Genomic DNA, 15,926 nt, shown 5'->3' with positions numbered 1-15,926 from the left:
CATCCGCGCAGGTCTGGTTCTCTGACTGGTGGTAACGCCGGTCAGATGTCCAGGAAACGCACGTCCTTCGCGTTCTGCTGGATGAAGTTCCGGCGCGATTCCACGTCTTCGCCCATCAGGATGGAGAAGATCTGATCCGCGGCCGCGGCGTCGTCCATGGTGACCTGCTGCAGCGTGCGCCGGGCGGGGTCCATGGTGGTGTCCCACAGCTCGGAGTAGTCCATCTCGCCGAGACCCTTGTAGCGCTGGATGCCGTTGTCCTTCGGCAGGCGGCGGTTGGCGGCCAGACCTTCGCGGACCTTCGCATCGCGTTCCGCGTCGGTGAAGACGTAGTCGTGCGCGGCGTTCGACCACTTGATCTTGTACAGCGGCGGCATCGCGAGGAACACGTAGCCGTGCTCGATCAACGGGCGCATGTAGCGGAAGAGCAGCGTCAGCATCAACGTGGTGATGTGCTGGCCGTCCACGTCGGCATCGGCCATGAGCACGATCTTGTGGTAGCGCAGCTTCGCCATATCGAACTCTTCGCCGATACCAGTACCGAAAGCGGTGATCATCGACTGGACCTCGGCGTTGCCCAGAGCCTTGTCGAGGCGGGCGCGCTCGACGTTGAGGATCTTCCCGCGCAGCGGGAGGATCGCCTGGGTGCGAGGGTCGCGGCCGCGCTTGGCGGAGCCGCCGGCCGAGTCACCCTCGACCAGGTAGACCTCGCACTCGGCGGGGTTCTTGGACGAGCAATCGGACAGCTTGCCGGGCATCCCGAACGTCTCGAGTGGGGACTTGCGACGTGCGTTGTCGCGTGCCTTGCGGGCAGCGAGCCGGGCTTGGGAAGCCATGAGCGCTTTGCGTACGATGTCGCGCGCGATGTTCGGGTTGCGCTCGAGCCAATCGCCGAGCTCCTGGTTGACCACGCCCTGGACGAATCCCTTGGCACTGGAATTGCCCAGTTTCGTCTTGGTCTGGCCCTCGAACTGCGGTTCGGAGAGCTTGACGGAGATGACGGCCGTCAGACCCTCACGGATGTCGTCGCCGGTGAGGTTGTCGTCCTTCTCCTTGAGGAGGTTCTTCTCGCGGGCGTAGCGGTTGATCAGAGACGTCAACGCCGCACGGAAGCCCTCCTCGTGGGTGCCGCCCTCGTGGGTGTTGATCGTGTTCGCGTACGTGTGTACGGACTCGGAGTACGCGGAGGTCCACTGCATCGCGATTTCGACGGAGATCTTCCGATCATCGTCCTCGGACTCGAACGCGATGACGTCCGGGTGCACCAGCTCGACCTTCTTGGAGGCGTTCAGGTGCTTGACGTAGTCGAGCAGGCCGTCTTCGTAGAGGTAATCGACGACGCGGTGCTTCGGCTCGTCGTCCGGCTCCGATGCGCCGTGTTCGAGCTCACCTGGCCCCTCGTTCTCGGGGTCGGTCACGTCGTCCGCCGAGTCGTCGGGGCGGCGTTCGTCGGTCAGCGTGATGCGCAGGCCCTTGTTGAGGAAGGCCATCTGCTGGAAGCGGGCACGCAGGGTCTCGAAGTCGAAGTCGATGGCGTCGAAGATGGAGATGTCCGGGTAGAACGTCTGCGTCGTGCCAGTTTCGGTCGTTTCTTCTTCGCGGGTCAGCTCGTTCTGGGGGACGCCGCCGTCGGCGAATCCCATCCGCCAGACGTGGCCCTGGCGGCGAACCTCGGTCTCGACGCGGCTCGAGAGCGCGTTCACCACCGAGATGCCGACGCCGTGCAGGCCGCCGGAGACGGCGTAGCCCCCGCCGCCGAACTTGCCACCGGCGTGCAGGATCGTCATGACGACCTCGACCGTGGGTTTGCCCTCGGTGGGGTGCATGTCCACGGGGATGCCGCGGCCGTTGTCCTGCACTCGGACGCCGCCGTCCGCCTGCAGGATGACCTTGATGTGATCGCAGTAGCCGGCCAGGGCTTCATCCACGGAGTTGTCCACGACTTCGTAGACCAGGTGGTGGAGGCCACGCGCACCAGTGGACCCGATGTACATTCCGGGCCGCTTGCGGACGGCTTCGAGCCCCTCGAGCACGGTGATTGCGCTGGCCCCGTAGTCGTTGGTCACCTTGTTCGGCGCCCCTGACGTCGCCCCCGTCGTGTCGTTGGGTCCCGCGACAGCGGTCCCCCCGACCAGCGTTTCGTCAGCTGGTCCTTGGGGTTCGGTGTTCTCAGTATCCACAGGCGCTGCAGACTCCTCAGTACTTAGGGAAGCGGTCTGCCACAATTCTAGCGCGTCGGACGTCAAAACTTAGTCCGTTTGGACGGCAATATGCCGCTAAAAGCCAAAAAACTGGCCCAGAACCGCGATGAACCTCGTTCGTGAGGGTCTCTATAGCTGCGGCATTGAACGCGCCCTAGGACGCTTCACCGATTCATGCGCTGCAGGGCATACTTCGTTCCTTGCATTCATCTACCCGTATGTATCCCTGGGGCCGCGCCCCTCCACTGTCCGCCGACCGCGCCGCCACGACGGCGCCTGGGGCCCCAGCACCTGGATCGTGGTGATGACCCCATGCCCCAGCTTCTCGTCGAAGGTCTTGAGCAGGTTGTGGCTGAGCAAGCGCAACTGGGTCGCCCAGCTGCTCGAATCGCAGCGAACGACGACGGTTGCCGCTTCAAAGCTCTCCGGCTGGCAATGCGCCGCGATCTGTGGTCCGACGAGTGCGTTCCATTCCGAGAGAACCGATCCGACGGCAACGGGTGACGACCACCCGCGGTTACGCACGAGCCGGTCCATGACGGCGCCCACTCCGAGCGGATCACGGCCGTTGTCGTACATAGCGGATTCCGTGCGTTTGGACCGACGGGCCCGGGCGGCCGCTTGCCGATCGGCGATGGCTGCCGCACGCTTGGCGTCGATTCTGGCTTCGCCGCGACTCTCGGCGATGAGCCGCATCCTGTTGAGCATGGCATGCGCAGCGTCGAACTGGGGCTCTGGCGTCGACTCATGCCTGGGCCCGGGTGTCGCCGCATCGCGGTCCCGGTTCATGCGCCCGGCCCCTCCCCGGCGGCGTGGATGGCTCCCGGTGTGACCCGCAGAACGTGCCCTTTGAGGGAATCCGGGACGTCGGCTTCGACGGCGGCCGTCACGAGGACCTGTTCGGCGTCTGCGACGACTTTCGCCAAGCGGGCCCGACGGTCCGCGTCCAATTCCGCGAAAACGTCGTCCAGAATGAGGATCGGCCCCGCTCCGGGCCGGGAGTCGTCCTCGAGCATGGCTTGGTATGACGCCAGCCGGAGCGACAGAGCAAGTGACCAGGTCTCGCCGTGCGAGGCGTACCCCTTCGCCGGTACACCACCGAGGGTAAGCAACAGTTCGTCGCGGTGGGGACCCACAAGGGTCATTCCGCGCTCAACCTCCTGCTGCCGCTTCGCCGTCAGCGCCGCGAGAATCCGCTCCTGGAGTTCACTGGCCGATGCCTCGAGCAGCGCCTCAGAGTTGCCATCGGGCTGGACGGCTGCATCGCCGTCGTCCTCGATGTCGGAAACGATCGTCGAGCGATAGTGGGCCGAGGCGATCTTCGATCCATCGGTTAGTGACGCGTACGCGGCGGCCAATGGCCCGGCCACTTGCCCGAGTACGTCGAATCGGCCCCGCAGTACCCGTGCTCCTGCCTGGGCCAGGTGCTGGTCCCAGACGTCAAGCGTGGCCTCATGATTCGTCGTCAGTTTCCCCGCGGCGCGGGCCGACTTCAGGAGAGCATTGCGTTGACGGAGTACCCGGTCGTAGTCACTCCGCGTTGCGGCCTGATGCGGTTGGAGGACTACCAGCAGGTCATCGAGAAACCTGCGGCGGGCCGAGGGATCCCCCTTGACCAGTGCGAGGTCCTCAGGAGCGAAGAGGACGGTTCGAACGATACCGAGGATGTCACGCGCGCGAACCGGGTTGGCGCGGTTGATGCGTACCCGGTTCATCTTGCCGCGGGTGATCTCGAGCTCGACCGACGTGGCGTGCGATGTCCGCACGACCTGCGCCCTGACGAGGGCCCGTTCGGTGCCGAAACGCAGAAGAGCGGAATCTGTCGTCACTCGGTGGGACGAGAGCGTGGCCAGATATCCGATGGCTTCCGCGACATTGGTCTTCCCCACGCCGTTCGACCCCACCATCACCGTGGTCCCAGGTGAGAGCTCGAGGTCGGCCTGGGCATAACTTCGGAAGTCCGTCAGGGAGAGGTGCGAGATGTACACGCTGCCGGCAACGCGTCTGACTAGTTGTTCGGCAAGCGCACCGGCATCACGAGGTACCGGTAGGCGTCGGAGTCGCTGCCCTCAAGGGAATCCTGAGCTGTCAACATCGCGGGTTTTGGAGCTGAGGTGAAGGAGAAGCGGACGAATTCACTCGTGAATGCGTTCAGGCCTTCGCTCAGATAAGCGGGGTTGAAGGCGACGGTGATGTCCTCGCCGTCGAGGTGGGCTTCGATGGTCTCCTCGGCCTTGGCGTCTTCGCCGGTTCCGGCGTCCAGGGTCAGCTGGCCATCGGTGAACGCGAGTCGAACCGGGGTGTTGCGTTCGGCGACGACGGCGACGCGGCGCACGACCTCGACGAGAGACTGCGTGGCGACTGTCGCATGGATCGGAGTGTTGTCCGGGAAGAGCGATCGGATCTTGGGGTAGTCACCGTCGACGAGCAGCGATGTCGTCTGGCGAGTACCACTTTGGAAGCCGATGAGGTCGCTCTTTTCACCCAGGGCGATGTTTAGTTCCCCGGCACTGGCGAGCGTCTTGGCAACTTCGCTCAGGGTCTTGGCCTTGACCAGAGCTGAGGTGGAAATTCCCGGGGTCGCCGGGCGCCAAGCGACTTCTCGCATGGCCAGGCGGTAACGATCCGTTGCCAGGAAGGTGATGAGGTCGTCCTCGATCTCCATCTTCACTCCGGTGAGGACGGGGAGGGTGTCGTCTTTAGAGGCCGCGACGATGACCTGCGTGATCGCCTGCGCGAAGGCTTCGCCATCCACGACGCCGGCGATTTCAGGAAGTCCGGGCAGGTCCGGGTATTCGGTGACCGGCATGGTCGCGAGGTTGAACCGGCTGCGTCCGCAGGCTACGAGGACCTTGGAACCTTCGGTCTCCAAGGTCACTTGTGCTTGGGGAAGGCTGCGGGTGATCTCAGCGAGAAGCTTGCCGGAGACGAGAATCGTTCCTTCTTCGGCGATGTCCGCGGGGATCTCGATACGTGCGGAGATTTCGTAGTCGAAACCGGCCAAGGTGACGGTTCCGCCTTCGGCAGTCATGAGGATGCCTGCGAGTACAGGGGACGGCGGCCGCTGAGACAGGGATCGGGCAGTCCAGGAGACTGCTTCAGCCAGCACGTCCCTTTCAACACTGAACTTCACGTAGCGATCCGCCTTTCACAGCAAGGTAGTGACAAGTATTCGGTGCAAGCTTAGCCCGAAGAGCGGGTCGACCGTTATCGGTCGTCGCTGTGCTCCCAAGCTTCTGGTTGGTGCCGTTCGATCGTCGAGTCACGGGATGGAGTCTTGTTATCTGGATGAGGGGTTTAAAGGGTTAGTAGTGTTAACAACGGTTGTGGAAACTGTGGATAACCACCCTGCGCCGTGCCAGTTCACCGAATCTGCTTGTTCACAAGCTGTGGGCGGTCTCTCGTCTGGGCAGGGGATAGCGGTGGACAAAAATCCGCGTCGTTTAAGGGATCCACAGGACCCCCTGGACTTATGCGCAGGTTTGAGGTGTCGTCCACTTAACTGTCCACAAAGTTATCCACAGGTGTGATTTTCGTGGCCTCCGCCTGCGGCGGCAGCGGCGAAAATTGCTGCTGCTATCCCTTGCGCTGCTGCTGCTTGATTCGGTTCGTCAGCTCGGTGACCTGGTTGAATACCGAGCGTCGTTCGGCCATGAGGTCGCGAATCTTGCGGTCGGCGTGGATGACCGTGGTGTGGTCGCGCCCACCGAGCTCGGCACCGATCTTCGGCAGCGACAGGTCCGTGAGTTCACGCAGCAGATACATTGCGATCTGACGGGCCGTCACGAGTGTGCGGGTCCTCGATTTGCTGTTGAGCTCTTCGATCGACAGTCCGAAGTACTCGGCAGTTTGCGCGATGATCGCTTGGGACGTGATTTCCTGGGCGTCTTCATCCGTGATCAGGTCCTTGAGAACCGTCTCGGCCAGCGCCATGTCCACGGCCTGATTGTTCAACGAAGCGAACGCGGTGACGCGGATCAGAGCGCCTTCGAGCTCGCGGATGTTGGTAGAGATCTTGGAGGCGATGTACTCCATCACGTCGTCAGGCGCGCGGAGCCCTTCGGCCTCGGCCTTCTTGCGAAGGATCGCGATGCGGGTTTCGAGTTCCGGCGGCTGGATGTCGGTGATCAGGCCCCACTCGAAGCGCGAGCGCATGCGATCTTCGAACCCTGCGAGCTGCTTGGGCGGCAGGTCGGAGGTGATGACGACCTGCTTGTTGTCGTTGTACAACGCGTTGAAGGTGTGGAAGAACTCCTCCTGCGTCGCGTCTTTGTTCGCCAGGAACTGGATGTCGTCGATTAACAGAATGTCGACGTTGCGGTACGTCTGTTTGAAGCTCGTACCCTCGTCGTCGCGGATGGAGTTGATGAAGTCGTTCGTGAACTCCTCCGAGTTCACGTAGCGGACGCGGATGCCGTTGAACAGGTGCCGTGCGTAGTGTCCGATCGCGTGCAACAGGTGTGTCTTGCCCAGCCCCGAGTCGCCGTAGATGAACAGCGGGTTGTAGGCCTTGGCCGGGCCCTCGGCGACTGCAGCTGCGGCCGCGTGCGCGAAGCGGTTGGAGGCGCCGATCACGAACGTGTCGAAAATGTACTTGGGGTTGAGCCGACCGATCTCCTGCGAGTTCGACGGCGGCGTGGGCACCGGAACCGGCTTGTTGCGGGGGCCGTGCTCATTGTCGGAGCGGGCACGGGCGACGCTGCGCAAGACTTCGTGCTGGTCGGCGGCGTTCGAGATGGCCGGCTCGGAGGAGGCCTGCTCGGCGATCTCAACGGGCTGGGGCGTCGGGAGTTCCTCGGCGGAGGTCTCGGGCTCGAGATTCGTATCGACGCTGAAAGCAACGCGGATGTCATCTTGGAAGACTTGGCGCAGCGCCGCGTCGAGCGGGGCCATCAGCTGTGTCTGCATGACGTTGCGCGTGAGGTCGTTGGGAACGGCGACCAAGAGTGTGGTCCCGATCAGTCCCTGGGGCTGTGCTAATTCGACGAATGCCCGCTGACGCGGCCTGACTTCGGTGTTGTCCTTCATCAGGTCTACGACTCGACGCCACTGGGAACCGAGATCGTTGTTTGCGTCCGTGGTCACGTTGTGTGATTTCCCTTCGCGAGGAGCCGCCGTGCTGGTCTTCGACCGCTGTGGGCCGTGCCGTCTCCCGACGGGCCGGAACGGAACGTCGGGAGATCAACTGTAGCCGACTATCCACAGATTTATTCACAGGCGGTGGATAACTTGAGCCCCAGCGCACGGTCGTCGTCGCGTTGTCCACAGAACTGCTTACACCCTTGTGATTCCAGGGATGATCGGGTCATTGTGGCGCTGCCGTTCGGGGCGTTCGCGCTACCCGTCGTCCACAGGTGTGGATTGTGAGTTCACAAGTTGTGGAGATCTGTGGGAACCTGCTTCTGACGTCCGTTGACGACAATGTCCCGTGCGTTCCAGGACGGCTGTGCTGGACGCCACTCGTCTTCCCATTTGACTGATAGTGCGGTAGACCCCTATCGTTGTTTAGTCCTGTGTGTCCGCTTTTGAGGGAACCTCAGGCCGCGACTACCGTGCAGATCTGTTGTTCAGATCGGCGCCGGCCCTCGTCTGGGGCTGGTTGGAGTCGCCGGCGAGGAGTTCGGAAGCGGCACGTGAATATCGAGCGTCAGCCTGTTCTTCCCCCTGTAGCAACGGGTTAAGGCGCATCAAATGATCGTCTTGGAGTTACTACTGTGAGCAAGCGGACTTTTCAGCCGAATAACCGCCGTCGTGCCAAGAAGCACGGCTTCCGTCTGCGTATGCGGACCCGCGCCGGCCGCGCCATCCTGGCTGCCCGCCGCACCAAGGGCCGCACCGAACTTTCTGCCTAAATAGAGCAGGCCCCTTCGTGAGCATCTCGCTGTTCCCTGCCAACAGATAGGCCTCATCGCCATGTTGCCCAAGGTGCACCGGGTGCGTTCCGCGAGGGACTACTCAACCACTGTACGTTCCGGTGCCCGTGTTGGGCGCCGGAACGTCGTGTTATATGCACGTTTTCGGGATTCGGCGCCGACGCGCTTCGGGTTCATCGTGTCCAAGGCCGTCGGGAACGCGGTGCACCGCAACCTCGTTAAGAGGAGACTGCGCGCGATCAGCGCTTCGCTCCTCGACGAGTTCCCCACCGGTTTCGACGTTGTCATGCGGGCTCTGCCCGCTGCTTCGGCGGCGCAGTGGGACGAACTGAACGAGGAAGCACATTCATTGATGCGTTCGGCTGCGAAGTCCGCGCACCACAAGAATCGCCGGCGCGTTCCGGCAGATGCGGACGGACACGGTGACTGAGGCACGGACCCGGCGCGACGCCGTCGTACGCTTCATTGTGGACCTACCGCGGAATCTGATCATCGGGTTCCTGCTGGTCTACCGCAAACTGATCTCACCCATCTATGGTGACGTCTGCAAGTACTTCCCGAGTTGCTCGGCATACGCTCTCGAGGCTGTCACCGTGCACGGGGCCATCAAGGGCGTATACCTGGCGACAAAGCGCATTTTTCGGTGCAATCCGTTCAGTCACGGGGGCATCGATCACGTTCCGGAGGGCCGACGGATTTGGCCCGATGGCAAACTGCCGCAGATCATGGTGATGAATCATCCGCCGATTCCAGCGGACGATGACGAGCACGCCGCGGACGCGGCACGAGGAGCATAACGGGTAATGGGTTTCTTTGACACGATCTTGTGGCCGTTCCAATGGGTCGTCACCTGGATCTTGCGCATCTGCCACGAGATCCTCACGGCCATCGGCCTTGACGAGACTTCCGGCTGGAACTGGACGTTGTCCATCGTGCTGCTGGTGTTGCTCATTCGTGCCGCGCTGATTCCGGTCTTCGTCAAGCAGATCAAGGCGCAGCGCGCCATGCAGGCGCTGCAGCCTGACCTGCGCAAGCTCCAGGCCAAGTACAAGGGCAAGAAGGACCAGCTCTCGCAGCAGGCCATGCTGGCCGAGCAGCGCGAACTGTTCAAGCGCCACAAGACGAACCCGCTTTCGTCCTGTCTGCCGCTGCTCATCCAGATGCCTTTCTTCTTCGCGCTGTTCCACTCGCTGAACAACGCCCGCGGAGCGTCGGAGAACAACGAGGGCATCGGGCAGCTGACGGTCAACCAGACCCACCACTTCGCCGACTCCTCGATCTTCGGCGCAGGCCTGTCCCAAACGTTCCTGGGCACGTTCAACTCGGGTTCGCCGCAGATCGCCGTCATCGTGATCTCCGTCGTCATGATCCTCGCGATGGTCGCTTCGCAGTTCATTACGCAGAAGCAGATCATGACGAAGAACATGACCAAGGAAGCCCTCGAGGGCCCCTTCATGCAGCAGCAGAAGATGATGCTGTACATCCTGCCGCTCGTCTTCGGTATCGGCGGCATCAACTTCCCGATCGGCGTGCTGATCTACTGGACCGCCACCAACTTGTGGACACTGGCCCAGCAGTACTACATCATTCGCCGCAACCCGACGCCGGGGTCTCAGGCTGAGCGCGAGCTCAATGCGCGCCGCGCCGCCAAGGGGCTGCCGCCGGTTCATGAAAAGAAGAAGAAGGCTGAGGCTGAGGCTGAGGCACCAGAGGTTCCGGAACCCCCGAAGGTCCAGCGTTCGCAGCCGCAGCGCAAGAACCGCAGGAAGAAGTAGCCATGAGCGAGATACCGGCACCAGCAGAATCCGTCGAGGCTGAAGAGATTCCGCCATCGAGACTCGAAGAAGAAGGCGACATCGCCGCTGATTACCTCGAGGAATTGCTGGACATCGCGGACATCGATGGCGACATCGATATCGAGATTCGCAAGGGGCGCACCTACATCTCGATCGTCCAGGATGAGGGCGACCAGTCGGCGTTGCGCGAACTCGTCGGCCAGGATGGTGCCGGCCTGGATGCACTCCAGGAGCTCACACGGCTGGCGGTGCTCACACAGACCGGACATCGCTCACGTTTGATCCTGGACATCCTCGAGTACCGTAAGGGGCGGTCCGCTCAACTGCAGAAGATTGCGGCAGATGCGGCCGAACAGGTGAAGGAGACTGGCGAACGTGTCACGCTCGAGCCCATGAGCGCTTACGAGCGCAAGCAGGTACACGACGTCGTCGCTGATCTCGGCCTGCACAGCGAATCAGACGGAGAAGGTTCCGGCCGCCATGTCGTCGTCTCGGCGGTTGTTTAGTTCTCAGCACATGAATCGGGCGGTCCTCGGGACCGCCCGATTTTTGAATTCAGATTCCGGGCGAGCGCCCGCCGGCTTCCGGAAGGGACAGAAGTGGAAGAGCACGCATTGACCATCGCCGAACGCGGTGCTGCGTTGGAGGTCTTCGGGGAACGCCTCGCACTGACCGAACGTTACGTCGAGCATCTCGCCACCTCCGGTATCGAGCGAGGGCTCCTCGGTCCGCGAGAAGTTCCGCGCCTCTGGGGCCGGCACGTGCTCAATTGCGCGGTGGTTACTGAGCTGATTCCTCAGGGTGCCGCAGTCGCCGATGTCGGCAGTGGCGCCGGGCTGCCCGGCCTGACATTCGCTTTGGCCCGGCCCGACCTCGATATCACGCTGATTGAACCGCTGGAGCGTCGATGCACTTGGCTGGGTGAGGTGATCGTGGATCTCGGCTTGGAGAACATCAGGGTTCTTCGTGGTCGCTCGGAACTGTTCTTCGATGAAGTCGACGTGGATGTGGTGACAGCCCGTGCAGTCTCTGCGCTCAGCAAGCTGGCCGATATCACTCTGCCGCTGCTGCACGGACGCGGAGAACTGCTCGCTTTGAAGGGCCGTAGCGCGGCCGAAGAGATTGAGAAGGCGCGTAAGGTCCTGCGGAAGCGTGGCGCTCTAGCCACGGATATTCTGACGGCAGGGGAGAACGTCCTGGAGGAACCGACAACAGTCGTTCGTGTCCGGGTAGGCTCGGCTTGAACCGATAGTCTGTACCTGTGATGATTTTCTTCAGTTTGATCCGAATGAGTTCGGACAAGTGAGGGGCACTGAACGTCGGGTGCCCTCGCTTGCCGCGTTGTTCTCGGCCGGTAGGAGCAGTTCGGGGCAGGCACGAGAATTTCAGAGCGGAAACGGAGCCGTTCGGCACAATGCGCAAAATCAACCAGTAAACGTTTCAGAGTCGACGTCATCACCTGTTTCACGTGAAACGCTTTCGGAAATCGGCAATTCGGTGGCGACCGAGCCGGTTCACCAACAACTAGAGGCACGGGTTCGGAACATTATGGACACCATGGACGACAGCACCCCATTGGCTAGTCAGCTGGTCAATGAGAACATGCGCCGAGAGCGGCTCAAGGGGCGGGGCCTGCCGAAGCCTGACCGTACGCGCTACTTCACAATCAGCAACCAGAAGGGCGGCGTCGGAAAGACGACGACGACTGTGAATGTTGCTGCAGCGCTAGCCCAATCCGGGCTCAACGTTCTCGTAGTCGACATCGATCCCCAGGGCAATGCGTCGACAGCGCTTGGTATTGAGCACCACTCGGAGATCGACAGCATCTACGATGTGCTCATCAACGATCTGCCGTTGCAGGACGTTGTCGCTCCCTGTCCGGATCTGGACAACCTGGTAGTTGCTCCCGCCACCATCGATCTTGCCGGGGCCGAAATCGAATTGGTCTCGCTCGTTGCGCGCGAACAGCGGCTACGCCGTGCGTTGGACCAGTACGCGACGTATCGTGACGCCGAAGGCATGGACCGACTGGACTATGTCTTCATTGACTGCCCGCCGAGTCTGGGGCTCTTGACCGTTAACGCGTTCGTTGCCGCGCGTGAGGTACTCATCCCGATTCAGTGCGAGTACTACGCGCTCGAGGGGCTTAGCCAACTTCTGAAGAACATCGAGATGATTCAGAAGCACTTGAACGCTGACCTCGTCGTCTCGACTATCCTGCTGACGATGTATGACGGACGGACCAACCTTGCAGCACAGGTAGCCCAGGAAGTCAGAAACCACTTCCCCAACGAGGTGCTTGAGGCGGTCATCCCGCGGAGCGTTCGAATCTCCGAGGCACCCAGCTACCAACAGTCTGTTATTACGTATGATCGCAGTTCGACAGGAGCCCTTTCCTACATGGAAGCCTCAACTGAGATTGCCGATAGGGGTGTCGCGAAGAAGACGTAGCGCCGATGCAACTGCCGCTGGTCGGCGCGGTTGCTTCTGGACCGGGTCCGAAGTCCTTGAGGGGCTTCGGACCCTTTCTTTTGCCCCACCCATGCAACTTTCCAGAGTTTCACTCCAACGGTGGCTCGCGCTTCGTTGCAGCTCCAGGCCCGACAGTACTGTGCATCTTCCAAGTGCACCGTTGTCGTTCAACTTTGTCCGGCAACGGGCCTGCCAACAGAAGCGGACCGAGTCGCCTTTAAGGTACGGCGTGTGTTGCGCGACATGGATGCACTGGCCCAGGCGATGTTTCACGTGGAACACGACACGGGGCAGGATGCCGTTCTCCCAGTATCCCGGTGAGCGCTATCGATCGCAGACTGGTGCCGGCAGATGTCAACGTTGTCGGACTGGCCCTGCGGCGTCGGAGCCCCCGGGCACGTCGATCAGCGGGGGAGTCTGGCGGGAGGAGTGGGCTTGTGCATGATCCTGAACCTGGGACCCGTTCAAGGTTTGGGAGGTCTGTGAGCTAGGCATTACCTGCTGGCGGGGCCTCCCATGGCGTGGGGATTCCAGGTGGAGATCCTCCGATTCGATGTGGTGGGCTGCCTGTACTATCTCCGGATGTGGAGAATCTGGCGTGGCAGAAGATCGGTGGGTGTTGCCACCCTGTCTGCTCTCGGCTGGACACGTGGGATAGGGGCTATATGAGGAGGCATGGGTTTCAGCTTCACCGGCCCAGATGTTTCACGTGGAACAAGGCGGGCCGGGTCAGGTTGGACTGGCTAATCGGTGAGGCTCGGAGAACATAGCGGATCTCGAATCAAGCCGATGTCCAGGCTGTTGACGTATGGGAGTCTCGGGTCATGTCGGCAGACATGACTGCGTTGCTCGTTTCACGTGAAACGTACCAGGAACTTGTATGCCCGGGAGAAACTTCCAGTAGCTGCGTGCCCCAATATGGCTTCGGCGAGCTCAGTCCGGCTCAACGGAATGGAACATACTTCAATGTTGTGTGCACAACGAACAGTGCAGGTCCACAGTTGCCTTTGGTGCTTACGCGGTGCCAAGCAAACGCACATCGCTGGAACTCCTCTCCTTCGCCTGCCACGTCTGAAGCGCTAGCAGACAGGACGTCCATTCATCGGAGCTGGCCAGCAGAGCAGCTTCCGCATAAGGAAGGTGCATGTGCAGGGGAGCGGGGCGGGTAGGCAGTTCGACTCATGGTGCGCAGAGTCCGTCAAGTGGGCGAGCTCTAACGGCCGCCTTGCGCTGGTGAGTGGGATACATGCGCGTTGACTGTGTTTGACGCCTTTGGCGCAGAGAGCTTCTTGTGGACCAAAGGAGTGGATTACCCAACGGGTCTGTCAGGCGATGCGGCGCGGAGTTGTAGCGAGTGTTCTCGTGCTCTTAGAACACTTGGCGATGACGGCCATTCTGGTGCATGCCTGCCTCGTTTCACGTGGAACATATATGGGGGAACGGCGCACTGTGCTTGATCGAAGACAATGGTCGTTGGGGCCAGCGACCCACGTGCGCCACAGGTGGCGCGAGGCGTCTCGGGTGTTCAGGTCTGGTTGTTGATGGAACTATGTTGTGGAATCTACATTTTCAGATTGCCCCGACAGCAACGTGGCCCAGTAGCCTCTCACGTTCCGGCCTGTCACCCGTGATGGCTCTTCCACGCTCATCAACTCTCGTAACCGCGGTGGAAGCGAGTTATGAGTCTATGCCGGCCAGGTGTCTAGGCCACGTGACGCGTGACTGCGGTTTGTGGAATCTAGGTAGAGACTAGAGACGGCTCTGCTGTTTCACGTGAAACGACTGCATTCGCAAACGAGGCCCCGCTCGTAGAGTTTCGCGTTCGGAACGTTCGGGCGGCAGGCCGGGTGCTACTGACGCGGGTACGTGTGCTGCTTGCGACTGTGGTTTCACGTGAAACAGGCGCGAAGGATGGATCCGGAGGCCTCCACGGGACGATTCACCAGGTCGGCGCTAAACGTCGGAATCACTGCCTGTCCTTGCCTCCTGAATGAGGGGTTGTCGACTTGCGACGAAGCGCGACTGAAGCGAATAGTCTACGACGGGACGCGGCTAACCAGTTGGAGGCAGTTGCCCAAAAGCGCGAGTAGGATTGAACTCAATCTGATGAGGCGCTATGACTTACGGTGCCTGGAGTCACTGAGAGGGAGAACATGGCAGAGAAGCGTCGTGGCCTAGGTCGCGGGTTGGGTGCACTAATCTCTAGCTCGCCGACCGCCGACACCGGACAAGATGGTCCCGGAGCGGACGAGGGCGGGGACAACAGGCCGGCCGACTCGAGTACCAAGACGTCGACTCAGAGGGCGCCCAAGCAGGCCGCCAAGCCGAGCTCGGGCACAGGGAAGGGACCCGCACCAGAGGGCGTGCGCGGTCCTGCAGGACGGCCTGAGGCTTCGAAGGACCCGTCGACCGCAACATCCGATCGTCGGCCCTCTCGGAGCCCTGAGGAGGACGAGGCGCGCGTGTCGACGACGGATCCTGCCAAGGCTGCGGGCAGAGCGGGCGCCGTTGCGCGAACCAAGGCGCGCCCAGTTGACATGTTCTTCACTCCCGGCCGCACTGCCGACGCGGATCACGACGGCAGCAAGGGATCGTCGTCGTCGACCCGAACGGCGCCGTCGAGGGGCGGCAAACGCCCCGCTATGCCAGATGTTATCGGACAGGCCCGATCGCGGTCGGCTACGTCCGCTGCCGACGCAGTAGAAGCGGAGTCACCGGTAGCTGAATCCAAGGACGAGCCGTCGCTAGTTCCTGTACCTGGGGCCACCTTCGCCGAGCTTTCCGTCGCGGCGATCCACCCGAATCGCAAGCAGCCACGTCAGGTCTTCGATGAAGAGGACATGGACGAGCTGGTACATTCCATTAAGGAGATCGGCCTCCTGCAGCCGATCGTGGTACGTCCTTCCACTGAGTCCGGCGATGCCGAATACGAACTCGTCATGGGCGAGCGCCGCTGGCGTGCCACGCAGCAGGCCGGACTGGATACGATTCCCGCCATCGTCCGTATGACCACGGACGAAGATCTCCTTCGTGATGCGCTCCTTGAGAACCTGCACCGTTCCCAACTCAATCCACTCGAAGAGGCGGCGGCGTACCAGCAGTTGCTTGGGGAGTTCGGCTGTACCCAGGAAGAGCTGTCCGAACGAATCGGCCGTTCCCGTCCGCAGATCTCCAACACGATTCGGCTCATGAAGCTCCCAGCCCTCGTCCAACGACGGGTAGCAGCGGGTGTTATCAGCCAGGGACATGCGCGCGCATTGCTGGCTCTGGCGGACCCGGCGGAGATCGAACGCCTCGCACAACGGATCGTCTCTGAGGGCCTGTCCGTTCGGGCGACCGAGGAACTGGTCGCCATGAATGAGGGCGTCGAGAAGAAGCGGCGGGAGACTAAGCCACGTAGCACCGCGCGGCACGAGCGATTGGACTATCTCGCCAATTCGCTCTCGGATCGGTTGGACACGAGCGTCAAGATCTCCCTGGGTGCAAAGAAGGGCCGGGTCGCTATCGAGTTCGCCAGCGTCGACGACCTGAATCGCATTATGGCTCTGATCTCGCCGGACGGTGACAAGTAGTCTGGCCTGCCT

The 15,926-nt window shown here is 61.7% G+C and carries 13 protein-coding genes; 8 read left to right on the top strand and 5 right to left on the bottom strand.

Going from position 1 to position 15,926, the window contains the following annotated elements; genetic code table 11:
* Positions 1-41: 41 nt before the first annotated feature.
* The 5 genes from gyrB to dnaA form a co-directional block, all read right to left on the bottom strand.
* Entirely contained in the window at positions 42-2,066 is a 2,025-nt protein-coding gene (gene gyrB, locus EV380_RS13730; protein WP_180967317.1) for a DNA topoisomerase (ATP-hydrolyzing) subunit B, read from the bottom strand.
* Positions 2,067-2,411: 345 nt separating this feature from the next.
* On the bottom strand, positions 2,412-2,990 hold the full coding sequence (locus EV380_RS13725) for a DciA family protein (RefSeq protein ID WP_130451609.1): 579 nt from the start codon (positions 2,988-2,990) through the stop codon (positions 2,412-2,414).
* Positions 2,987-4,189 (bottom strand): DNA replication/repair protein RecF, encoded by a 1,203-nt coding sequence (recF, locus tag EV380_RS13720; RefSeq protein WP_130451608.1) that lies wholly within the window; start codon positions 4,187-4,189, stop codon positions 2,987-2,989. Before recF ends, EV380_RS13725 begins: the two co-directional genes overlap by 4 nt.
* Before the next feature lie 20 nt (positions 4,190-4,209).
* Complete coding sequence (gene dnaN / locus EV380_RS13715) at positions 4,210-5,334, bottom strand: DNA polymerase III subunit beta (protein ID WP_102158633.1); 1,125 nt, start codon at positions 5,332-5,334, stop codon at positions 4,210-4,212.
* A gap of 443 nt (positions 5,335-5,777) precedes the next feature.
* Entirely contained in the window at positions 5,778-7,286 is a 1,509-nt protein-coding gene (gene dnaA, locus EV380_RS13710; RefSeq protein ID WP_102158632.1) for a chromosomal replication initiator protein DnaA, read from the bottom strand.
* Between the two features lie 629 nt (positions 7,287-7,915).
* On the opposite strand from dnaA, the gene rpmH reads away from it, so the two are divergent.
* From rpmH to EV380_RS13670, 8 genes are all read left to right on the top strand, one after another.
* Positions 7,916-8,053 carry a 50S ribosomal protein L34 gene (gene rpmH, locus EV380_RS13705; RefSeq protein ID WP_102158631.1) on the top strand — a complete coding sequence of 46 codons (138 nt, stop codon included), beginning with the start codon at positions 7,916-7,918 and terminating at the stop codon, positions 8,051-8,053.
* A gap of 61 nt (positions 8,054-8,114) precedes the next feature.
* A complete protein-coding gene (rnpA, locus tag EV380_RS13700; protein WP_102158630.1) occupies positions 8,115-8,504 on the top strand; it encodes a ribonuclease P protein component in 390 nt (129 codons plus the stop codon).
* Positions 8,497-8,871: a membrane protein insertion efficiency factor YidD gene (gene yidD, locus EV380_RS13695; RefSeq protein ID WP_242607633.1), complete on the top strand. Its 375-nt coding sequence runs from the start codon at positions 8,497-8,499 to the stop codon at positions 8,869-8,871. Before rnpA ends, yidD begins: the two co-directional genes overlap by 8 nt.
* Before the next feature lie 6 nt (positions 8,872-8,877).
* Positions 8,878-9,849 (top strand): membrane protein insertase YidC, encoded by a 972-nt coding sequence (gene yidC, locus EV380_RS13690; protein WP_102158628.1) that lies wholly within the window; start codon positions 8,878-8,880, stop codon positions 9,847-9,849.
* A gap of 2 nt (positions 9,850-9,851) precedes the next feature.
* A complete protein-coding gene (locus EV380_RS13685; RefSeq protein ID WP_130451606.1) occupies positions 9,852-10,376 on the top strand; it encodes a Jag family protein in 525 nt (174 codons plus the stop codon).
* A 93-nt stretch (positions 10,377-10,469) separates the two neighbouring features.
* Complete coding sequence (gene rsmG / locus EV380_RS13680; protein WP_242607632.1) at positions 10,470-11,114, top strand: 16S rRNA (guanine(527)-N(7))-methyltransferase RsmG; 645 nt, start codon at positions 10,470-10,472, stop codon at positions 11,112-11,114.
* 241 nt (positions 11,115-11,355) lie between these two features.
* Positions 11,356-12,321 (top strand): ParA family protein, encoded by a 966-nt coding sequence (locus EV380_RS13675; protein ID WP_278030578.1) that lies wholly within the window; start codon positions 11,356-11,358, stop codon positions 12,319-12,321.
* Positions 12,322-14,495: 2,174 nt separating this feature from the next.
* Positions 14,496-15,914 (top strand): ParB/RepB/Spo0J family partition protein, encoded by a 1,419-nt coding sequence (locus tag EV380_RS13670; protein WP_130451604.1) that lies wholly within the window; start codon positions 14,496-14,498, stop codon positions 15,912-15,914.
* Positions 15,915-15,926: the final 12 nt, after the last annotated feature.

Origin of the sequence: Zhihengliuella halotolerans, assembly GCF_004217565.1 — a bacterium.
Taxonomy (GTDB): Bacteria; Actinomycetota; Actinomycetes; order Actinomycetales; family Micrococcaceae; genus Zhihengliuella; species Zhihengliuella halotolerans.
This window is presented reverse-complemented; position numbering and strand designations above follow the sequence as displayed.